Source organism: Thalassotalea litorea (assembly GCF_043642205.1).
Classification (GTDB): domain Bacteria; phylum Pseudomonadota; class Gammaproteobacteria; order Enterobacterales; family Alteromonadaceae; genus Thalassotalea_A; species Thalassotalea_A litorea.
Window position 1 is genome coordinate 1 of the sequence record NZ_JBHZSG010000021.1, and the last position, 19,474, is coordinate 19,474.

The window sequence follows — 19,474 nt, forward strand, 5'->3', positions numbered from 1 at the left end:
CTCTGCAATCAAAGCCTTGCCTAAAAGCCTTTAAATTCTCACTGAGTGAGCAATAATTTAATGTGATTGGTATTACTTTCGATACCGGATTAACCGGTTATGTCTTTAATATTCTTATCGTTTTATGTGCTCTGCAGCATATATTTTAATCAGCATCGCTATTAACGCCTACCGCTATTAACGCATATTGCTTAGTTAGGTTTTGGAATTTTTGTTACGATCGCCACCACGCGGCAACGTCTCTTCCAGGTCATTCAAACTTTTTTTGCGGATCGGGTGCGCGCTTTTTTGTAGCATCGACAGGTTGCCAATGATGATGCCGAGGCCCAGAACAATGATCAGGACGATTAACCAAGTACTCATTATTTTCCAGCTCTAATATTTGTTTAGTGGAATTAAGCCGTTATTCTAACATACCTTGTCACGATTGAAGGTAACAAGTTTGCAACGTCATCGACAGCATCCGTTGGGTTGTCTGCCAGGCATTGAGACAATATTTCAACAGTCAGTTGTTGTTCAAATTGCTTTGCCAATGGACCATAGGACAGGTGCCAGGGCTCAGGGGCAACGCCACCGCTGAACGAAGCATAGGGTTTATAAAATCCATACTGTTCGATATTGCATTCCAGCCAGGCATTGAGTGGAGCCATCGGACCATTATCCTGGTACTCCCAGGGTTCAAGTTGCAACGATGCGCCATCTAATAAATCCGGATCAAAAACATCAATGTCAGTACCCCAATGGTGGCGACTGGCTCCGGGTAATGCTGAATAGAGTAAAATGGCATGAATTTTCTCATTCATAGGCAATGCGTTCAGGTCCACTCTGCCATTGTTGATATCCCGTACCGGACGCTGACCGCTCAGTTTGGCATTAAAGATACCAAGCTGGCGCTCAAACGATCGAAAACCACTGGCAATGTGTAAATTGAATCCATCGCGGGCGGCCGCAGCCTGCAACGCCTGCCAGGGCTCAACCACTTGATGATGCAAGCCGATATTACCTTCAATAAAAGTAATATGTTGTTGAGTTCTTCCTGTCAGCTGTTCTGGAGTCATGCTATTTCGCCAATAAATTCACTAAGGTGTGGTAATACATGTCAGTTAGCTGCATCAATTCTTCACACTTTACCTGTTCGTTGACTTTGTGAATGGTGGCATTGCATGGACCGAGCTCAACAACCTGAGCACCGGTTGGTGCAATAAAACGGCCATCGGATGTACCACCTGCGGTGGAAGGTGTGGTGCGCAGCCCATTGGCGGTAAAAATGGCATCGGTAACGGCATTTAGCAATAAACCTTCACCAGTGATAAATGGTTGGCCATTGAAGGTCCATTTTATGTCATAGTTCAGTTGATGTTTATCAAGGATATTGGTGACTCTATCGATGATTTGCTGATCGTTGATTTCGGTAGAATAGCGCAGATTAAAAATGGCGTGTAACTCGCCGGGCACGACATTGGTGGCGCCAGTCCCGGAATTAACATTCGATAGCTGAAAACTGGTGGGAGGGAAGTAATCGTTGCCATGATCCCATACGGTTTGACTCAGTTCCGCCAGTGCTGGCGCGGCATCATGAATCGGGTTTTTGACCAGTTCAGGGTAGGCCACATGGCCTTGAATGCCGTGCACGGTCAAATCACCGGTAATCGACCCTCGTCGACCATTCTTTACAATATCGCCAACTTCATTGGTACTGGAAGGTTCGCCAACGATACACCAGTCAATTTTCTCGTTACGCGCTTCAAGGGTATCAATGACGCGGGTGGTACCATTGATAAACGGACCTTCTTCATCACTGGTGATCAAAAATGCAATTGAGCCTTTATGATCAGGATAATCTTTTACAAAACGCTCGGTGGCGACTACCATCGCCGCCAATGAGCCTTTCATATCGGCGGTGCCACGGCCATAGAGAACACCGTCTTTAATGGTTGGTTCAAATGGCGGGGTATGCCATTTATCTAACGGCCCGGTCGGCACAACATCGGTGTGGCCGGCAAAACAGAACACCGGCTTTTCAGTGCCCCGGCGCGACCACATGTTGGTGGTATCTTCAAACACCATGGATTCATTATTAAATCCCAAAGGCGCCAATCGGCTCGCCATTAATTGTTGGCAACCGGCATCTTCAGGAGTGACAGATTCGCGGGAAATCAGATCACAGGCCAATTCAATCACGTCTGGTAGATTACTCATTGGCGAAAATATCCTGATATTGATCGGCCTTAAAGCCTAGGTGAAACTGACCGGCGGTTTTTAACAGAGGTCTTTTCAGTAAGGTGGGGTGCTCGACAAGCACGGCTGCGCCAGCGCTGGTTTCAAGTTGAGCTTTAACGCTGTCTTCCAGTTGGCGAAATGTGGTGCTGCGTTTATTCAGCAATTTATCCCACTCATTACCTTCAACAAATTCGAGAATTAGCTCACAACTAACACCATCTTTTCGTAAATCATGGAATTGGTAATCAATACCGTTTTGTTCCAACCACTTACTGGCTTTTTTCACGGTGTCACAATTGTGGATACCATAGACGACAGGTTGTTTCATAGTTCCTTACTGCTCTTGTTGTTTGATTTGACTGGCTTTATTAAACCATATTCTTGCTGGCTTCGCAGTAATAAGGTGAGGCAAAATTTGATTATCAGTTTTTGGAAAAAACTCCATATTAAGCGCTTGTGAACTATTGTAAATTACTGTTTAATATGCTTTTATTGTTGGCGCTATTAAGAGTTTCGTAGTTTATTTAGCCCCCAAAGGACTGTGAACGTAATGATATTAAGGAAAATAATGAAAGCATTTAAACACCCTTTGGCGTCCGCAGCGCTATTGTCCTCTTTGCCGTTTGCGATATCGGCTAACGCAGAAGAAAACGCTTCTGCTGGTTTTCAACATCAAGTGAGTTACTACAACATAGATAATACGCTTAGCTTACAAGGCTCGGATATTGTTGGTTATCGCTATTACTTCGAACAAGTTGATGACAGCACGATTCCTGTATTACTCGTTGAACAATTGGCACAAACTGGCTTTGTGAATGCTAACTGGGTCACTGGTTCCGGAGCCGATATTTTTGCAGTTTCAGGAGAGGCGTATTTGACTGACGATTGGTATCTTGGTGGCCAAGTATCCTATTTTGACATGAAGAGCTTGTTCGACAGCGTTGATTTAGATACCTATTCGTTTGAAATTTGGGGCGGGTACGATTTCAGCAAGTATACCAGTGTCAGCACTTCAGTGTTCTATTCAAAAGATGACGAACGAGTCTCTAGCTCAGCATCAGCAAGCGATTATCTAGGTGTAGTTTTTTTTGATCCCGGATTTTATAACACGCTTGAACGTTTTGCAGGTGTTCCTCCAGTTGCCGTTCACTTTCGATCTACAAATGATACTCGGGCTTTAGAAACTGAAAGCTACATAGTTCGCCTAGACGCCACCCACTATCTCAAGTTATCTGACAATCAAGGTGTAAATTTTAAGGGTGTGTATAGCTATTACGATGTGCGCAATGTATCAGAGCTAAGCATTCCAATCAGTTCTGGTGGAGGCAGGAGTATCAATTATCATCACTTTGATTTGGCTGCCGATTGGTTTATCACTCCGAACTGGAGTATCGGAGCCACATATAATTACTTGGACACGTCAGGGCGAGACAGTTTGGATTCATGGAGAGCACAAACTGCTTATCAGTATCGATTTGATAACGGTGTTTATCTTGGCATCGAGTATTTGTACAACTTTGAAACCGAAACAGATTTATTCTATTTAAACGCAGGCTGGCGTTTCTAGGGTTGGATCACCATGTAGCCGTCAGCGCGCAAGGCGTTGATGGCTTGCTGCACTTTATCCTGTTTAATTAAAATGTAATCGGTATCGAAGGTTGATATTGCAAAGATACTGATTTGTTCAGCCGCAAGTACGCCGGATATATTTGACATGATACCGGTTAAAGAAAAACCCAGCGGTCCTAACACTTCCAAAGCCCGCCAATCGCTTTCCATTTCCTGGCTGTCTAATGCCAGGGTATTGGGTACGACAACGGATAACTCTTCATAAGTCTTAGCAATGAAAAAAACGGAAGCTGAAAATACCTGTGCCGGAATCGGGGAGTCTTGTTCGAAACTGTGGATGTCGAATACGTCCTCAAGTAATTGCAGGGTTTGTTTGGTCATAGGGGATAAACAACAATTGCTAATATATATGTTGAGCCATTGTTTCGTTATTGAGGATGAAATGCAACTTGCAGTATTTAACGCGCCACGCCCGGGTAATAATTGCCGCAAGCTTTATCCTTCAGCGGTTGTTCCTGACATGTTAACAATGCGTATAGACGATACTGTGGTTTCAGGTTGCTGATGTGGTGATTGTGGATGAAATGGATATCCTCTCGATAATTATCCACACCTGCTGTGGGTAGCCTTGTGAATAAGCTCTGCTATACGCGTTAATGCATTGGATTAAAAGGATATTTTCTCTTGGTTGTATTTCGAACAAATTTTTACAAATTCACAACAATGTTGTAGCTATTACCGCTTTTATCCGTACCACCCGATTGTTGTAATGGTTGTCGTAGCCTTTATCCCAATCACATTAAGTTTGTGCACATCTCAGAGTTAGGGCCGTAAATGGGCCTTAAGGTAAACTCCCTTCAGGTGAGTTTTAAAGGCTTGAATACAGCGTTACTGATTTTGGCCGATTTTGAGATAGTGGAGCGACCATTGTTGGCAATCAACGCCTTGCCAAACAGCATTTTAAATTCTCACTGAGAGGGAAAATAAAAAGCGGAATTGGTATTAGCCTTGGCCAGATTTAAGGTTTGCCGGCATTTGTGAACAATGATTTGCAACTATTTATCAACTTTATCTGTCATATCATGTACTATTAAAGGGTTCGACACGGTTCTTTTATGGCCTATCGCCTGAAGGATTGATTCGAACAGTCAGAAAGCGTTAGTGAATGGGTGATGATGAAAACTTCCTTGATGCAGCAATTAAAACTGGGTAATGACTACGTAAAACTTTGGCCGGAGCGGGTTGAGCTCGGTCGTTATTTTTCCCAATATCAAGCGGTTGTAGCATGTCGATTTACCAAAAAATACTGTCTGCCTCTGGCTTTGATCGTTCTGTTCGTGCCGATTATGGCGTTTGGCAGTGAGTATCTCAACACAAGTTCAGTGTATGCCCTGTTCATCGCGTCTTTGCCGATTCAGGCGCTGTTATTTATGGCCAACCAGTCGAAGCAAACTTTACCACCCTCGCTGGCAAACTGGTACAAACAGGGTGTTGAGCGCATACAGCAGCATGCGGATGAGTCAGGCAAAGTCAACTTTAAGCGGGTAAAGCCTAGCTTTATGGACCTTGCCAAGTTACTCGATTATTCCTATAAAACGATGAAGCATTAACATCGAGTTTATCGAAACTGAGCAAAACAACGCTCTCACTCATCCCTGTTAACACATTCACCGTGCCTTTATTGTGCCGTCTCTGGACACATCAATGGCGTTTATAGCGCCGAATAATAAAATCGGTTTCGCAGGTAAACTGCTGAGCATCGGTCAATGCTTTGGTTAATGCGTCGGAAGATTTAAACGCAAACGGGGTCATGGCTAACAGGTTAAATCTGTCTTCAATATTTGCCATGTTCATCTCATAGGCTAGTCGGGTTTGTTCAATCAATTCAAAACCCGGCATTTGAGGTGGCGACTCATCATGGGGTTGTGGGGTTCGGTAGATAAGCGATTTTAACTGCCACAAATGTTTTTCGCCTGGAGAAACCACGACTAAATCACCACCGGTTTTGATGATCCGATGAAATTCTTCCACTTTAATGGGCGCATAAACCGAATATGCCCAGTCGATGGATGCATCGGCAAATGGCAGTTGGGCGATAGACGCGACACTAAACTGACAATCCTGATATTTTTTTGCTGCGATGCGGATGGCGTTTTTGGCGATATCGATACCATAAACCTGGTTGCCGGGGGTTTTATGGGCCGAGGTGTAATAGCCTTCGCCACAACCGATATCCAGCACGTTAGGCTCAGTGGATTGAACGGCTTCTTTATAGATAGTGACGAGTTTGTTTCGCAGTGGCAGATAGAAATCCTGTTCCAGAAACGCCCGACGAGCATTTACCATTTGTTTGTTGTCGCCCGGGTCTTTGGAATGCTTAAACTGCACCGGTAGCAGATTAACATAGCCTTCTTTAGCCATATCAAAACTGTGATTATTTTCGCACCTGAAGGTTGTTGCGTGCAGGTGCAATGGGTTTTGACACAGCGGACAACGATAGTGTGGATTTTGCATAACAGGGTTCCTACACCAATTCTGTTAGGAACTGGTGTTAAATGTTGCCCAAATTGGCGCGTGATCCGACGGTTTTTCAATGCCGCGTAGCTCATAATCGATATCAGATTCGATGCATTTTTTCGCCAGTGCCGGGGTTGCTAATACCACATCAATCCGCAGACCACGGTTGTCGTCAAAACCGCGTGAACGATAATCAAACCAGGAATATCGTTCCGTAGCCTCTGGCGTTAGTGCGCGGAAGGTATCGACAAAGCCCCAATCCATTAATGTTGCCAGCCATTGTCTTTCTTCCGGTTGAAAGCTGCATTTGCCGGTTTTTAACCAGCGTTTACGGTTCGGTTCACCAATCCCTATGTCTAAATCCGTCGGCGAGATATTAATATCGCCCATAACGACGATTTGTTCGTCATTTTGATGATGTTCATTTAAGTGCGTCATCAAATCTTTATAGAACTGACGTTTGTATGGGAATTTTGTTTCATGAGCGATGTTGTCACCCTGGGGAAAATAGCCGTTCATAATCGTGACATCATTTCCCTGTTCATCGGCAACGGTTACCGTGATCATTCGCCGTTGCGAGTCTTCGGTATCCGTCGCAAAGCCTTTCTGGACGTTTTTCGCTGGGTTTTTACATAGCATAGCGACACCGTAATGGGCTTTCTGGCCATGAAAATAGACGTGATACCCCATCGCTTCAACATCGTCTAGTGGAAAGGCTTCATCATGTACTTTGATTTCCTGCAGACCAATAACGTCTGGCTGATGCTTGTCAATCAGAGCTTGGAGTTGATGTAGTCGTGCTCGCAACCCATTGATATTAAATGAAACAACTTTCATGGCATGTCCTTCTTTGTCGAAATTTTTTACAGTTACAAGTGCGCTTGTTATGAACCCGTCAGGGGGCTTAGCAAGATGACGGCTTAACTGGAAAAATTGCGGTTAATGCATTGATTTTGAGTGCCGGCAATTCTATCACGGGGAAAAAACCAACGGAAGAAACATAGAGAAAGATAAAGGATACTCTGAAACATAGGCCGTTAGCTGAAACGATAAGGAAATTGCTTCAACCTACAGTCATTTTGGTCTCTGGCATTCTTTCGTGTTTACGAGTCATTGTTAGGGTTCTGGGACGAATAAGTTTTTAACAGATTTAAATATAACCAGAATTTGAGACTAAACTTGTATTTTATCTCAACCAATCTATTAAATGGGGGCGAACCCTGTTTAAAGTTTTCATCAAGGCCGGTCAATAGCAACCGGTTTTAGGAGAAAAGGTATGTCAGAAAGTCCAGCGAGCCTAACGAAAATATTGCTTGTCGAGGATGATCGCCAATTATCCGATCTGATCAAAGATTTTTTAGTTGCCGAAGATTTCCATGTAAAGCAGGAGTTTCGCGGTGATACAGTAGAAAAGGTGGTGGAAACATTCTCTCCGGATCTCATTGTGCTAGATGTAATGCTTCCGGGTAAAGACGGCTTTACCGTATGCCGGGATTTACGCATGACGTATCAAAACCCTATTTTGATGCTCACCGCGAAAAGTACCGACTTTGATCAGGTTCTGGGGTTGGAAATTGGCGCTGACGATTACGTGGCGAAACCGGTTGAACCCAGAGTGTTGTTAGCGCGCATCCACGCGCTGCTGCGTCGGGGACGGATGGCTCAGGGCGCACAGGATAAAGGCGAGGTTACCTGTGGCAAACTATACGTGAATAAAAACTCCCGACAGGTGATTCTTGACGGAGAAAACATTGAACTTACATCGCAGGAATTTGATTTGCTCTGGCTATTAGCCAATCGCGCTGGCGAAGTTCAGAACCGTGATTATATCTACAAGGCGGTTGTCGGACGTGAATATGATGGCATGGATCGCAGTGTTGATGTGAGAATTTCGCGGCTGCGCAAAAAGTTACATGATTCCAATGAAAGTCCATTCAGAATCAAAACGATATGGGGCCAGGGATACTTGTTTGTGGCTGATGCATGGGATTAACCCATGAGTTTAGGGCGTTCATTCTTTGCTCTTTATTGTGTGATCATTTTTGGCCTGGGTATTCTTAATTGGGTTCTTGATGAATTCTGGAGTATGCAGGTTGAACAGGATGTCGAATCATATACGGGCTATAAAACAGTATTACGGGCGGTAGAAGAAGATCTTCTTGAACGGCCTGTGTATCAATGGCCTGACATTGTTGAGCAAGCTTCGTTACGGTATGCCTTGCCAATAAAGGTAGAAGACAGGGCCAATATTCACCTGATAGCACCCGATTCGAACCATATCGTGTTTGATAACATCAGCGTTTATTACGATGACAAGCGCATAACCTTATTTCATGTCATGGAAGAGCAAGATAAGGTGCTGGTGTTAGGCCCGGTGAAATCGCCGACCCGGCCGCGAACAGCAGCCATTATCAGGCTGTTTATCATTATGTCTCTTGGTCTCGTGTTATTTGTTTGGATCTGGCCGATTTCCCGAGACTTGACCATGTTCGATCGAGCCTTACAGCAATTCACTCGGGGAAATTTTAACGCTAAAGTGTTAAATACCCGTTCCGCAGTCATTCGCCCGATAGCGCAAACTTTCAATAAAATGTCGGGGCGCATTAATTCGCTTGTCACATCACACAAAGAACTTACCAATGCCGTCGCCCATGAATTGCGTACGCCGCTAGCGCGCAGTCGCTTTTCTCTTGAGGTATTAAAAGCTGCCCGCGATGATAGCGATCGTGATAAATATATAGAAAATATTACAAACGATATCAATGAGCTAGAGATCCTGGTCAAGGAAATGCTGGTTTATGCGTCGTTTGAAAACGAACAACCGAATCTGAGCTTTTCGATGGGCAATCTGACCGAGCTACTACGTCATCAAGTTCATAGCGCAGCATTGCATTTCGATGGTTCATTGGAGCTAAAACCACCGGAATCTGAACTGTTGATAGAATATGACCCACATTTTCTCAATCGGGCAGTATCTAATCTAATCGAGAATGCCATTAAATATACCAAGGATCGGATATTGGTTTCCGTTACGGCTGATAATCAGTATTGCCAGATATGTGTTGAAGATAATGGTGATGGAGTGGATGACCAATTTAAAAAGGTTATTTTTGATGCTTTTTCACGTTTTGACCAAAGTCGGGGTAAAGATACGGGGGGCTTGGGTTTAGGACTGGCGATCACCAACAAAATTATGATTTGGCACCATGGCAAGGCCAGTATTGAAGATTCTCCCCTTGGCGGTGCTAAATTTCTACTCACCTGGCCCCGTAAACAGCAAGGGCAACTAGAAACATTCCGGGAAGATGAATAATGACAATGCCTGTACGATTACTTTTAAACGGAAAAAAAGCAGGATTGGATGCGGTAAGAGCTGCTATCCGTGAATGCCGTAAGTGTTTCGACCTTGATGTACGGGTGACGTTTGAGGGCGGTGATATTCATCGCTTCGTACAAGAAGCCAGTGCAGAAGGGGTGTCGCGTATCATCGCCGGTGGCGGAGATGGCACGGTAAAAGAAACAGTTGCAGCATTAATGGCGCTTGCTAAAGAGCAGCGACCTGAATTGGGGATCATGCCGTTGGGTACAGCCAACGATTTAGCCAGTGCTGCAATGATACCAGAAGATTTGCAGGAGGCTTTAACGTTAGCGGCAACGGGAGAGGTGCATTGGGTCGATGTGGCAAAGGCCAATGATCATTATTTTATCAATGTTGCCAGTGGCGGGTTTGGCGCTCAGGTTACGACAGAAACCCCGGTAGCGTTAAAGAATTTTCTCGGTGGTGGCGCTTATACTTTGTCCGGATTGATCCAAGCGGTTAAGTTCACGCCATTTCCTGGCACCGTTAAAGTCAATGATACCTCAGAAGATATGGATGTCATTGTTGCGGCAGTGTGCAATGGCAGGCAGGCCGGTGGTGGGCAGCTGTTAGCGCCTCAGGCATTTATCAATGATGGATTGCTTGATGTGGTAACCATTAATGACTTTCCCGTTGAAGCGGTATCCGATGTCATCTCTGAATTATTGGATATTCAGGATAAAGCGCAGTTTGAGGGCCGCTATGTAAAACGTTTACAGACCGAATCGGTGATATGGCACTCGAAGGAAGCGATGCCAGTAAACCTAGACGGTGAGCCTATTACCGAGAAGGAAATTACATTCTCGGTATGTAAAGCGCAAATTTCTCTGGTGTTACCAGAAAAATGTCCGCTTCTAACGTCATAAATTAACTAGACTTTATTGAAAACTTCTAAAATTTCGCACTGTTAGGAGGCATGATTGAAAAATGTGCTAATGGTTGTCGTCGTGTTTTTAATATCAGGGTGTGAACAGCGCCGGTCTAACGTTGCACTGGGCACCCTGGAAAGGGATCGTATTGCTCATACGGCGACCATTAATGAAGTCTTGGTGGCGTTGCCAGTCGCCCAAGGCAGCATGGTAGAAAAAGGCACGATACTGGCCAAACTCGACGATACTGCACAAACAGCGGAAGTTGCCAGAGCCCATGCCGATGTTGCCGAAGCAATGGCAAATCTGGATAAACTTCGTAATGGAGCCCGTGAAGAAGAGGTTGCCGCCGCCAGTGCTAAAGTGGCGGGCAACCGAGCAGCCTTGGTTGATAGTCAGGCTAACTACCTGCGGGCAGAGGAGTTAGCGGCACAAAATCTGATGTCGAAAGCGAATCTTTCTAGAGCGTTAGCGAAACGCGATTCTGACCAAGCTGCGTTAGATTCTGCCGAAGAAGAGCTTCGTGAACTTACCAATGGTTCGCGACCCGAGGACATTCAAATGGCAGAAGCACATTTGGATGCCACCAAAGCCGCGTTGTTTTCTCAACAAAAGAAATTGCAAGATTTAACCATTCGCGCCACCCGCAATGGCATTTTAGATAACTTACCCTGGAATCTGGGGGAGCGGGTTACCATGGGCAGCCCCCTTGCCATTGTTATGGCGGGCAATGCGCCCTATGCCAGAGTCTACGTGCCCGAACCTTATCGGGTAAGAATTTCGGTGGGTGATGAACTAACCATGCATGTCGATGGTCTGGAAAAAACGTTAACGGGCAAGGTCCGCTGGATTTCTCATGAACCAGCCTTTACGCCTTACTATGCGTTAAACCAGGATGAACGAGCGCGGTTAATGTTCCTGGCAGAAATCCAGCTTTCAAACGAACACCAAAATCTGGCGAGCGGTATTCCAGTACAGGTCGATTTACCATGAGTAATCCTCCTCAGGGAGATAAAGAGCTCGTCATCAAAGCCCGTGGCTTGGGCAAGGACTTTGGTTCACTTAAAGCCATTCAAAATCTCGATTTGGATATAGAACGTGGCAAAATCTATGGCTTTTTAGGGCCAAATGGCTGCGGCAAAACTACGTCTATTCGAATGCTTACCGGACTGTTGACACCGACCTATGGCGATATTGATGTGCTTGGCCTGAAATTGCCCGAACAGGCTAACAAGTTGCGTTATCATATTGGCTATATGACGCAAATCTTCTCTATGTATCGAGATCTTACGGTAAAGGAAAATTTGAGCTTTGTTGCCAAAGTCTATGGTATTCATGGCCGAGCCCAAACGCGTCGTATTGACGAGCTTTTGAATATTTACCATCTGACGGGCCAGGCCAATCAATTTGCCGGTAGTATGAGTGGTGGACAACGCCAGCGTCTGGCGTTAGCTGCTGCCGTTTTGCATCAACCCGAATTGTTATTTCTCGATGAACCCACATCTGCCGTTGATCCGGAATCTCGACGGGATTTTTGGGAGCAACTGTTTGATTTGAGTGAATCGGGCACCAGTATTTTAGTATCGACTCATTACATGGATGAAGCCGAACGCTGTCATGCTCTGGCGATCCTCGAAGCGGGTATTAAGCGAGCTGATGGGAGTCCGGAAGCGTTAATGGCAAAAATGAACGCGAATGTGTTTGAAGTGCAAAGTGAACGTATCCGGCCATTAAAACAACATTTGCTAAAAACCCCCCATGTGATCAGTGCGGCACAGTTAGGTACCCGTTTACGGGTACTGATTGATAAAACCATTGCCAAACCCAAAGAACATCTAACCTCGGTATTGTTAGAAGCGGAGGCGAGCTCTTTGGTCATGGTACGGCCAAGTTTGGAGGATGTCTTTGTCACCTGCACAGGGGAAGGCCGACAATGAATTTTTTGTATCGTATTCAAGCGATTTTTTATAAAGAATTGATGCAATTAAAACGAGACCGTATGACGTTTGGCATGGTAGTGATGATCCCGTTAATTCAGTTGTTGCTATTCGGGTTTGCGATAAACACTAACGTTCGCCATATCCCGGTAGGTTTGGTTGATCAAAGCCAAACAGCGTTAAGCCGGATATTGGTGCAAACGGTAACGGCAACGCAGGTGGTGGCGTTTACCCAGCAATATGCCACGGTAGAGCAAGCCCAAGATGCTATCGCGAGTCAGGATGTGCGGGCGGTGTTAATTATTCCAACCGATGTTAGCCAAAGGTTGGTCAGGCATCAGGCGGTAGGTATGGCAACACCGCCATCCACCGATCAGGAAACCTCCAGGCCGATTGCACAGTGGCTGACGGATGGCTCAGATACCATGATTGCGGCAAGCATCAAAAGCCTGCGAAATATGCCGTTAGCAGAATTGATGAGCAAACCTGCCAATCGCAGCACACCTACATTTGAAGTCACTTTGCTGTATAACCCTGAACAAAGAACCGTGGTGAATATCGTCCCTGGCCTGGTAGCGGTAATTTTAACCATGACGATGATCATGTTTACTTCGGCAGCGATTGTACGGGAAAAAGAGCAAGGTAACCTTGAGTTATTGATCAATACACCATTAAAATCCATTGAACTTATGTTAGGGAAAATTATTCCCTATATTTTTATCGGTCTGGTACAGGTGTCGCTGATCCTCAGTTTGGGCTATTTTATTTTTCATGTACCGATTAATGGCAGTATGTTGGCGCTGGCGGGGATCACACTGTTATTCATTGCAGCATCTTTGGTGCTTGGACTGGTCATTTCTACTATTGCGAAGAACCAATTGCAATCGATGCAGATGACAGTTTTTGTATTATTACCTTCAATACTATTGTCTGGATTTATGTTCCCTTATGAAGGTATGCCCAGAGCCGCGCAGTTGATTGCAGAAGCACTTCCCGCTACCCACTTTATGCGACTAATTCGCGGCGTTGTGTTGCGTGATGTCGAGCTTTTTACAATGACATTTGATTTATATTGGCTGGCTGGTTTTACCGTGATTGGATTGATGGTCGCAGCGCTCAGGTTTAAAAAAAGCCTGGATTAAGCCGTTATCCGGTTTTTCATTTCGCTTACAGTTTCAGATTGTAAAATAACTGCTTTTCCAGTAGGTTAAGCATTAGTAGAAATTGCCTGATACATGGATGCACCGTTGCTATGAGTATTAAACCCTCCCTCAAAAACCTGGCGTATCTGTTGTTAGTATTATTGATATCCGCGCTATTTACATCGGTAAAATCTCCTGCCTTTTATCTATCAGATATTCATGCAGACAGGCAAAATCATAAATCGTTGCAGGGTACCTGGAAGTTAATTGACGGTGAATACGTTAATGAGAGCGGCGAAGTTAAACGCTATGCGGATTTAAAAATGACCGCATTAAAGGTGTTAGATGACAAGCACTTTAGTTTTATTAGTATGGCCAATGGCAAGTTTTGGGCGTCGGGTGCAGGGACCTATTTGGTCGATGAAAACCAGTACCAGGAAACGTTGACCTTAGCGTCGTTTACTCAAAACCCTGATGAACGCTACGTGTTTACCTTTCGAATGGAAGGGGATTTATGGATTGTTGAACGTTTCGACGAGCAGGGTAAACGGGTAGAGCTTGAACATTGGCAACGCCAGTAGAGCGCTTGAACAACGAAAAAAAGCGAAATTGAACATCAGTCGATGCGCAGCATATGACATTTTTTGAATTTTTTACCGCTGCCACAAGGACAAGCATCGTTGCGTTTTAATTCAGGAAGTAGTTGGTGTTCTTTAACGTCGCCGTCGAGGTAACGCCACTGACCATCTTCCAGACAGAAACGAGAATTTTCCTGCATTAACCATCGTTTGCCCTGATGCAGATACTGAGCGCTAAATTCAACAAAATGAAAATTATCAGCACTGTAGTCAGTAGAAATGATCTCAAGCTTTAGCCAGATGGTTTGTTCTGCCCATTCTTGAATGTCCGCTTGTGAATTGTTGGCTCGCTCTTGTTGAGCCCAGGTTTGCACCAGATAAGGTGCTAGTTTTAAGGCATAGGCGCTATAACGAGAACGCATCAGCTGTTCAGCAGTTTCTGCAACGGCTTGTCCAAGGTGCAAAGGTTGGCAGCAATCGGCGTAACTTCGGGTGGAACCGCAAGGACAGATTTGAGACATTAAAATTACTTAATACAGATAGATATAGCGCACATTGTATCAGTATTAGCCTGATAAATGTTAGAACCTAGCAACATAACTACGTTGGATAGGAAACCATTGAACTTAATTGATGGAGTCATTATGAAACTCAACAAGTTGTTATTCGCAATCTTGTTTTTACAATTTCCAGCCATTGCATATGCCAAGGATAATGGAACACCGAATATCGATTTTTCCAAGCAGGTTAACCCAGCATTGGCGAAAGAGATTTATCAGCAGGATCAAGGCTTGTTTAACGCCTTTAATGCGAAAGATGCTGAAGGCGTGCTTCATTATTTCAGTGAAGATCTTGAGTTTTATCACGATACCGGGGGCCTTAGTCATTACCAACAGAATGTTGTTAATACCGGCAATTTGTTGAGCCGGGAAGATAGTCCAACCAGGCGTTTGATCAGTGAGGACTTTGAAGTACATCCCATTAAAGATTTTGGTGCGATTCAAACCGGTTCACATCAGTTTTGTCATATGGCAAATGGTAAAAATGACTGTGGTACCTTCAAGTTCTTACACATCTGGAAAAAGACAGATCAGGGCTGGAAAATTACCCGCGTGGTGAGTTATGACCATTAACACTGAGCAGGTTTATGCGGTAATATTTACCGCCACCATGAAGCAAGTCGATGACCAATACCTGCAAATGGCAAATCGTTTACGAGATCTGGCTTTCGCGGAGTTTAGCTGTTTAGAATTTAATGCAGTTACTGAAGGGGATAAAGAGGTCGCGATTTCCTATTGGCCATCAAAGCAACATATCCTAGATTGGAAACAACACCCATTACATAAAAAAGCTCAAAAGCTAGGGCAGGAGCGTTGGTATTCGGATTATCGCGTCCAGGTTGTGCATGTTGAGCGGGAGTATAAATTTGCAAACCAAGATTAATCCTTTTCATTACGCCTTTAAGGTGAAAGATTTAGCAAGCACCAGAGCGTTTTATATTGATATTCTGGGTTGCAAAGAAGGGCGTTCGACCGAGACCTGGGTTGATTTTGATTTTGATTTTGATTTCTTGGGGCATCAACTATCAGGGCACCTTGGCAAAGTTGAATCACTGGATTTTATCGATAAAGTCGATGGCATCGATGTACCTATTCCACATTTCGGTTGTTTATTAACGAGTGAGCAATTTAATACGTTAGCCGAACGCTTAGAGAACGCGAATGTGGAATTTCTTGTCAAACCACAAACCCGGTATGAAGGCAAAAGCGGCCAGCAGCAAACCATGTTTGTACTGGATGTCAGCGGCAAGCCATTAGAATTCAAATCCTTCAACGATGATTCAGAAATCTTCATGGGGTCAGAGTCAATTTCCAAAAAACAATATCCATAAATATCATTAGGTTAGTGCCTATTGGTTGATGACTGTGTCCCCATTATCATCGATATAGGCAAAGCAAATCATTTGTTTGTCAGCTTAAATAATATGCATGCTTAAGTGGTCTACCTTAATCACCGGAATAGGTATGATGAGTTTCGTAACTATCTGATAATAAACAAGGATTGTTTCATGGTTCGTAGTATTTTGATTTTAGCGTCAGCTGCTGTTTTGTCTGCCTGTGGTGGTAGCAAGGATGGCACCGAAGAATGTCCAACCATTGTCGAACCCGTCGTAATCCCAGCCATAAGTGTGAATTTCTATGATATGGACATGGAAGCACCCAATGTCTGTGACGCCATCGTAACCATTTCCAGTCCTGACAATTCAGAAACCATTTATGGTTCTGCACTTAGTGATTGTGAAAACACCAATAGCATTGTTGGTGGTTATGATTTGGTTGGACACGATGTCCTTGTTGAAAAGGCTGGGTTCGTCAGTCAATCCTTCGAAGAAATTACCTTTATCGAAACCACATGTTCCTACGAAACCTTCGAGTTGGATGTGTATTTAGAAAAAAATTAACGCTGGAATACTTTTGAGCGAAATTCTCCATATTCTTTTCAGTAAACACTTTGGTTTTATAGAGTCTTTGAGATTTTCAATGAAACGGTTCCAAGCGTAACGCCTGATGGCAAATATTTGTTTTTTTAGCCGCGATGACGAAGAGGGTAGCTTACTATCAAATATTTATTGGGTAAGTACAAAAGTCATTGAAAGCCTCAGACCACAATAATAATTCTTTAGCGGTAGTAATAAACGCACTTGGAATTTTCTTTTAGATTAGTGCGCCACTGCCATTAAATTCATTTCTTCTTCAATCACAATACAACGACAATCGTGTTGCTCCGCGGTTATCGTTAGCAAACGTAATTGCTGTTCACTGAACTGCTGATCTGCAATCATTAATGTTGAACAGTTCCCGGCTTTAATTGTGTTAATTAGGGTCGCAAATTTCACTTCTTTTTTCGGGTTAACTGCCAACATATTGTTGGTGTTTTCGAGAATCGATAATGCCTTTAGTTGAGCCTTGTTGGCATTAATTACCATCACCCATTTGTCACTTTGATGGCGAATTAAATTTTGTTGATACACACCTTTCCAAGAACAAACTAGCTGGCTTGTTTCGCCTTTCTGGAAGTTGCTACCTGGAAACGGAACTACATTTGCTGCCGATGAAACTAGACCAGAACTTGTCACTAAAGCTTTATTTTCAATAGCTTGCAGAGTTTCTTTGTTAATGTTTTTTGCTGCGTTAATCATCTGTGTTTCCTTAAATGCAAATATACTGTATGAATGTACAGTATTTAATTTTTGCACAAAACGCAAGCGTTTTTTTGATAAAAAGTGAGTGGAAGAAGATGGAGGAGGTGGAAGGTGGAAGTGACAGATTCAAAGGTGACAATATACGAACAGTGCAAGGTGACAATATACGAGGCTTTGGGCTATCGGTTTTCGTATATGCTGAAGAGTTGACAAAACACAGTGCTGTGGTCTGCGAGTTTTTGTGTTTGCTGGTGAGTTGTTGTTTAGTTGTTCGTTAGTTAGTTTTGCAGTTTGAGATCAAAAAAGGCTAGCTCATTGCTAGCCTTTTGGTTTTGTTTATCGCTTAATCGGTGATTTTACGATAGATGGCGCGGCCAATCATTCGCACTTTAGTACCTAGTGGCATGCGTTTTAAGTTGGTTTTTACGATGCCTTGGGTAAATGCCGTGGCTTTTGTGTAATCAATATTGATATCCAAAATCACCGGGCGATTGCGCTTGGCTAATTCTCTTGCCTCGCTAATGGCAACGTTAAGATCGTCATTAGTTTCTACTCTGACATAATCAGCACCGGTAGCTATGGCAATGCCTTGCAGTTTTGTCTGTGGCAAAACGGTACAGGTTTTACGGTTGTATGGAATTTGTTGAGCCTGAGATATTTGGGATAGCTCACCATCGTTAAAGACACCAATAATGACACCGATTTCGTTATTTACGGCAGTCGCCAGTTCCATGCAGGTCATCATAAACGCACCATCGCCAACGATGGCGACGGTTTCCTGCTCTGGGTGAGCAAAAGCGGTGGCAATCGCCGCAGGCGTTGCGTAACCCATGCAGTTAAAATCTGTTGGCGAGATGAATCCTCGGGCTTTATGAATCGGCATTAACTCAGCAGATAAGAACGTATGGTTGCCATCATCAACAACGATATTTGCATCATCATCTAATTGGCTACGTAATTCATCGAAGAACAGGGCAGGGTTAACGCGTTCTTTGCTGTCATGATCGTACCAGCTTTTACGATATGCGGCCTTGTTAGCGGCAATTTCCGCAGCAGTTGCACTGCTATCTTTGCCATCACCCTGTGCCAGTAATTCAGTCAAAAGCGCTTGAGCTACCTGCTGCGCATCGCCTTCAATCGCAATTTGGGTGGGAAAGTTTTTACCGAATACTTCTGGGTTGATATCAATATGAATGAGGTCATCAGGAAGTTCACCACCGAAGCTACCTGTTGCGATTTCTGCAAATCGGGTTCCAATTGCGAGTACACAATCGGCTTTGGCGAAGGCTTTTTGCGGTGCATCGGCTGCCGCCGGACCGAAACAAAAACCTGCATGCATCGGATGATTTGCAGGAAAAGCACTGATCCCCTGTAAAGAGGTGGAAACCGGAGAACCAATATGTTCGGCAATTTTTACCAACTCATCAAATGCACCGACGGCGCCCCAACCAGCAAAGATTACGGGATTTTTCGCTTGATATAAACTTTGTGCAGCAGAGCGAATGGCCGTCATTTGTGCATCAGAAAGGTCGTTTTTTGCGACTCTCACATAGGAAGGCAGAGACGTAATCGCCGCTTTATCCAATTGCAGATTTACCGGTAGTTCAACAAAAACCGGACCTGGCTCACCACTTATCGCAATATCATAAGCCTTATAAATGGTATCGATAATGTCTTCATGGGTGGCAATTTTAAACTGCGCTTTGGTAAAACCCTCAACCAGCTTTAACTGATCCAGCTGGTGTAATTGATAATCGAATTTAGAGTCATTACGGATGCCACCGGATATTACCAACATCGGAATACCATCAAGATACGCTTCGGCAACACCACTTGCAGCGTGAGTGATACCTGCAGCGGGGACAATTAACATAGAGCCAATGCCATCTGTGGTTCTGGAAATGGCATCAGCCATAAAGCCACCATGGGCTTCATGGGTTACCAGATACGGAGTGATTTGCTCTGAGTTATTTAGCTCATCATAAAGCTCGGTATTATGCACGCCCGGTATCCCAAACGTGTATTTAACGCCGACCTGTTCCATGGCGTAACGTGCTAACCAGGCACCTGTTTTCTTCATCA

Annotated in this window: 23 protein-coding genes; 13 read left to right on the top strand and 10 right to left on the bottom strand. The window is 44.2% G+C overall.

Translation table 11 applies throughout. The features are described from left to right. Positions 1 to 195 precede the first annotated feature (195 nt). The 4 genes from ACHUFQ_RS10490 to ACHUFQ_RS10505 are packed head-to-tail and all read right to left on the bottom strand — an operon-like array spanning position 196 to position 2,548. Positions 196 to 363, bottom strand: coding sequence for a DUF2897 family protein (locus tag ACHUFQ_RS10490; protein WP_394175367.1), 168 nt, complete (start codon positions 361 to 363; stop codon positions 196 to 198). A 32-nt stretch (positions 364 to 395) separates the two neighbouring features. Continuing rightward, a complete protein-coding gene (locus ACHUFQ_RS10495; protein WP_394175369.1) occupies positions 396 to 1,058 on the bottom strand; it encodes a M15 family metallopeptidase in 663 nt (220 codons plus the stop codon). A 1-nt stretch (position 1,059) separates the two neighbouring features. After that, positions 1,060 to 2,199: a succinyl-diaminopimelate desuccinylase gene (dapE, locus tag ACHUFQ_RS10500; RefSeq protein ID WP_394175371.1), complete on the bottom strand. Its 1,140-nt coding sequence runs from the start codon at positions 2,197 to 2,199 to the stop codon at positions 1,060 to 1,062. Next, positions 2,192 to 2,548, bottom strand: coding sequence for an ArsC family reductase (locus ACHUFQ_RS10505; protein WP_394175373.1), 357 nt, complete (start codon positions 2,546 to 2,548; stop codon positions 2,192 to 2,194). Before ACHUFQ_RS10505 ends, dapE begins: the two co-directional genes overlap by 8 nt. 240 nt (positions 2,549 to 2,788) lie before the next feature. Here ACHUFQ_RS10505 and ACHUFQ_RS10510 point away from each other — a divergent pair, with 240 nt between their 5' ends. After that, positions 2,789 to 3,787 carry a hypothetical protein gene (locus tag ACHUFQ_RS10510; RefSeq protein WP_394175375.1) on the top strand — a complete coding sequence of 333 codons (999 nt, stop codon included), beginning with the start codon at positions 2,789 to 2,791 and terminating at the stop codon, positions 3,785 to 3,787. Here ACHUFQ_RS10510 and ACHUFQ_RS10515 read toward each other — a convergent pair. Next, on the bottom strand, positions 3,784 to 4,170 hold the full coding sequence (locus tag ACHUFQ_RS10515) for an ACT domain-containing protein (RefSeq protein ID WP_394175377.1): 387 nt from the start codon (positions 4,168 to 4,170) through the stop codon (positions 3,784 to 3,786). The genes ACHUFQ_RS10510 and ACHUFQ_RS10515 overlap by 4 nt on opposite strands. A 791-nt stretch (positions 4,171 to 4,961) precedes the next feature. Here ACHUFQ_RS10515 and yfbV point away from each other — a divergent pair. Further along, positions 4,962 to 5,399 carry a terminus macrodomain insulation protein YfbV gene (gene yfbV, locus ACHUFQ_RS10520; RefSeq protein ID WP_394175379.1) on the top strand — a complete coding sequence of 146 codons (438 nt, stop codon included), beginning with the start codon at positions 4,962 to 4,964 and terminating at the stop codon, positions 5,397 to 5,399. A 91-nt stretch (positions 5,400 to 5,490) separates the two neighbouring features. Here the strand turns inward: yfbV and rlmA are convergent, their stop codons facing one another. Continuing rightward, positions 5,491 to 6,303 (bottom strand): 23S rRNA (guanine(745)-N(1))-methyltransferase, encoded by an 813-nt coding sequence (gene rlmA / locus ACHUFQ_RS10525; protein ID WP_394175380.1) that lies wholly within the window; start codon positions 6,301 to 6,303, stop codon positions 5,491 to 5,493. Positions 6,304 to 6,327: 24 nt separating this feature from the next. After that, positions 6,328 to 7,143, bottom strand: coding sequence for an exodeoxyribonuclease III (gene xthA / locus ACHUFQ_RS10530; RefSeq protein WP_394175382.1), 816 nt, complete (start codon positions 7,141 to 7,143; stop codon positions 6,328 to 6,330). Between the two features lie 439 nt (positions 7,144 to 7,582). Between xthA and ACHUFQ_RS10535 the strand changes: the two genes are divergently transcribed. From ACHUFQ_RS10535 to ACHUFQ_RS10565, 7 genes are all read left to right on the top strand, one after another. Beyond that, entirely contained in the window at positions 7,583 to 8,299 is a 717-nt protein-coding gene (locus tag ACHUFQ_RS10535) for a winged helix-turn-helix domain-containing protein (RefSeq protein ID WP_394175384.1), read from the top strand. Positions 8,300 to 8,302: 3 nt separating this feature from the next. Further along, positions 8,303 to 9,619 carry an ATP-binding protein gene (locus tag ACHUFQ_RS10540; protein WP_394175386.1) on the top strand — a complete coding sequence of 439 codons (1,317 nt, stop codon included), beginning with the start codon at positions 8,303 to 8,305 and terminating at the stop codon, positions 9,617 to 9,619. Beyond that, on the top strand, positions 9,619 to 10,530 hold the full coding sequence (gene yegS, locus ACHUFQ_RS10545; protein ID WP_394175387.1) for a lipid kinase YegS: 912 nt from the start codon (positions 9,619 to 9,621) through the stop codon (positions 10,528 to 10,530). Before ACHUFQ_RS10540 ends, yegS begins: the two co-directional genes overlap by 1 nt. 63 nt (positions 10,531 to 10,593) lie before the next feature. Beyond that, entirely contained in the window at positions 10,594 to 11,526 is a 933-nt protein-coding gene (locus ACHUFQ_RS10550) for an HlyD family secretion protein (protein WP_394175437.1), read from the top strand. Further along, complete coding sequence (locus ACHUFQ_RS10555; RefSeq protein ID WP_394175389.1) at positions 11,523 to 12,470, top strand: ABC transporter ATP-binding protein; 948 nt, start codon at positions 11,523 to 11,525, stop codon at positions 12,468 to 12,470. Before ACHUFQ_RS10550 ends, ACHUFQ_RS10555 begins: the two co-directional genes overlap by 4 nt. Further along, entirely contained in the window at positions 12,467 to 13,612 is a 1,146-nt protein-coding gene (locus tag ACHUFQ_RS10560; protein ID WP_394175391.1) for an ABC transporter permease, read from the top strand. The genes ACHUFQ_RS10555 and ACHUFQ_RS10560 overlap by 4 nt, the downstream gene beginning before the upstream one ends. A gap of 110 nt (positions 13,613 to 13,722) precedes the next feature. Next, positions 13,723 to 14,193, top strand: coding sequence for a hypothetical protein (locus tag ACHUFQ_RS10565; RefSeq protein WP_394175392.1), 471 nt, complete (start codon positions 13,723 to 13,725; stop codon positions 14,191 to 14,193). Between the two features lie 35 nt (positions 14,194 to 14,228). Here ACHUFQ_RS10565 and ACHUFQ_RS10570 read toward each other — a convergent pair whose 3' ends face one another. Then, the gene (locus tag ACHUFQ_RS10570) at positions 14,229 to 14,711 is read right to left on the bottom strand and encodes a YchJ family protein (RefSeq protein WP_394175393.1); all 483 of its coding nucleotides are present in this window, start codon (positions 14,709 to 14,711) and stop codon (positions 14,229 to 14,231) included. A gap of 123 nt (positions 14,712 to 14,834) precedes the next feature. On the opposite strand from ACHUFQ_RS10570, the gene ACHUFQ_RS10575 reads away from it, so the two are divergent. The 4 genes from ACHUFQ_RS10575 to ACHUFQ_RS10590 all read left to right on the top strand — a co-directional run bounded on the left by ACHUFQ_RS10575 (position 14,835) and on the right by ACHUFQ_RS10590 (position 16,651). Next, entirely contained in the window at positions 14,835 to 15,323 is a 489-nt protein-coding gene (locus tag ACHUFQ_RS10575) for a nuclear transport factor 2 family protein (RefSeq protein ID WP_394175395.1), read from the top strand. Further along, the gene (locus ACHUFQ_RS10580) at positions 15,313 to 15,633 is read left to right on the top strand and encodes an antibiotic biosynthesis monooxygenase family protein (RefSeq protein WP_394175397.1); all 321 of its coding nucleotides are present in this window, start codon (positions 15,313 to 15,315) and stop codon (positions 15,631 to 15,633) included. The genes ACHUFQ_RS10575 and ACHUFQ_RS10580 overlap by 11 nt, the downstream gene beginning before the upstream one ends. Further along, entirely contained in the window at positions 15,617 to 16,081 is a 465-nt protein-coding gene (locus ACHUFQ_RS10585) for a VOC family protein (protein WP_394175398.1), read from the top strand. Before ACHUFQ_RS10580 ends, ACHUFQ_RS10585 begins: the two co-directional genes overlap by 17 nt. A gap of 177 nt (positions 16,082 to 16,258) precedes the next feature. After that, on the top strand, positions 16,259 to 16,651 hold the full coding sequence (locus tag ACHUFQ_RS10590; RefSeq protein ID WP_394175400.1) for a hypothetical protein: 393 nt from the start codon (positions 16,259 to 16,261) through the stop codon (positions 16,649 to 16,651). A 258-nt stretch (positions 16,652 to 16,909) separates the two neighbouring features. Here ACHUFQ_RS10590 and ACHUFQ_RS10595 read toward each other — a convergent pair whose 3' ends face one another. Next, the gene (locus tag ACHUFQ_RS10595; RefSeq protein ID WP_394175402.1) at positions 16,910 to 17,446 is read right to left on the bottom strand and encodes a hypothetical protein; all 537 of its coding nucleotides are present in this window, start codon (positions 17,444 to 17,446) and stop codon (positions 16,910 to 16,912) included. A gap of 289 nt (positions 17,447 to 17,735) precedes the next feature. After that, a complete protein-coding gene (locus tag ACHUFQ_RS10600; protein ID WP_394175403.1) occupies positions 17,736 to 19,472 on the bottom strand; it encodes a thiamine pyrophosphate-binding protein in 1,737 nt (578 codons plus the stop codon). Positions 19,473 to 19,474: the final 2 nt, after the last annotated feature.

What these genes read in the sequence shown, in the direction of transcription:
- ACHUFQ_RS10490 (WP_394175367.1), bottom strand. Translation starts at nt 363, where the DNA reads ATGAGTACTTGGTTAATCGTCCTGATCATTGTTCTGGGCCTCGGCATC.
- ACHUFQ_RS10495 (WP_394175369.1), bottom strand. Translation starts at nt 1,058, where the DNA reads ATGACTCCAGAACAGCTGACAGGAAGAACTCAACAACATATTACTTTT.
- dapE (WP_394175371.1), bottom strand. Translation starts at nt 2,199, where the DNA reads ATGAGTAATCTACCAGACGTGATTGAATTGGCCTGTGATCTGATTTCC.
- ACHUFQ_RS10505 (WP_394175373.1), bottom strand. Translation starts at nt 2,548, where the DNA reads ATGAAACAACCTGTCGTCTATGGTATCCACAATTGTGACACCGTGAAA.
- ACHUFQ_RS10510 (WP_394175375.1), top strand. Translation starts at nt 2,789, where the DNA reads ATGAAAGCATTTAAACACCCTTTGGCGTCCGCAGCGCTATTGTCCTCT.
- ACHUFQ_RS10515 (WP_394175377.1), bottom strand. Translation starts at nt 4,170, where the DNA reads ATGACCAAACAAACCCTGCAATTACTTGAGGACGTATTCGACATCCAC.
- yfbV (WP_394175379.1), top strand. Translation starts at nt 4,962, where the DNA reads ATGATGAAAACTTCCTTGATGCAGCAATTAAAACTGGGTAATGACTAC.
- rlmA (WP_394175380.1), bottom strand. Translation starts at nt 6,303, where the DNA reads ATGCAAAATCCACACTATCGTTGTCCGCTGTGTCAAAACCCATTGCAC.
- xthA (WP_394175382.1), bottom strand. Translation starts at nt 7,143, where the DNA reads ATGAAAGTTGTTTCATTTAATATCAATGGGTTGCGAGCACGACTACAT.
- ACHUFQ_RS10535 (WP_394175384.1), top strand. Translation starts at nt 7,583, where the DNA reads ATGTCAGAAAGTCCAGCGAGCCTAACGAAAATATTGCTTGTCGAGGAT.
- ACHUFQ_RS10540 (WP_394175386.1), top strand. Translation starts at nt 8,303, where the DNA reads ATGAGTTTAGGGCGTTCATTCTTTGCTCTTTATTGTGTGATCATTTTT.
- yegS (WP_394175387.1), top strand. Translation starts at nt 9,619, where the DNA reads ATGACAATGCCTGTACGATTACTTTTAAACGGAAAAAAAGCAGGATTG.
- ACHUFQ_RS10555 (WP_394175389.1), top strand. Translation starts at nt 11,523, where the DNA reads ATGAGTAATCCTCCTCAGGGAGATAAAGAGCTCGTCATCAAAGCCCGT.
- ACHUFQ_RS10560 (WP_394175391.1), top strand. Translation starts at nt 12,467, where the DNA reads ATGAATTTTTTGTATCGTATTCAAGCGATTTTTTATAAAGAATTGATG.
- ACHUFQ_RS10565 (WP_394175392.1), top strand. Translation starts at nt 13,723, where the DNA reads ATGAGTATTAAACCCTCCCTCAAAAACCTGGCGTATCTGTTGTTAGTA.
- ACHUFQ_RS10570 (WP_394175393.1), bottom strand. Translation starts at nt 14,711, where the DNA reads ATGTCTCAAATCTGTCCTTGCGGTTCCACCCGAAGTTACGCCGATTGC.
- ACHUFQ_RS10575 (WP_394175395.1), top strand. Translation starts at nt 14,835, where the DNA reads ATGAAACTCAACAAGTTGTTATTCGCAATCTTGTTTTTACAATTTCCA.
- ACHUFQ_RS10580 (WP_394175397.1), top strand. Translation starts at nt 15,313, where the DNA reads ATGACCATTAACACTGAGCAGGTTTATGCGGTAATATTTACCGCCACC.
- ACHUFQ_RS10590 (WP_394175400.1), top strand. Translation starts at nt 16,259, where the DNA reads ATGGTTCGTAGTATTTTGATTTTAGCGTCAGCTGCTGTTTTGTCTGCC.
- ACHUFQ_RS10600 (WP_394175403.1), bottom strand. Translation starts at nt 19,472, where the DNA reads ATGAAGAAAACAGGTGCCTGGTTAGCACGTTACGCCATGGAACAGGTC.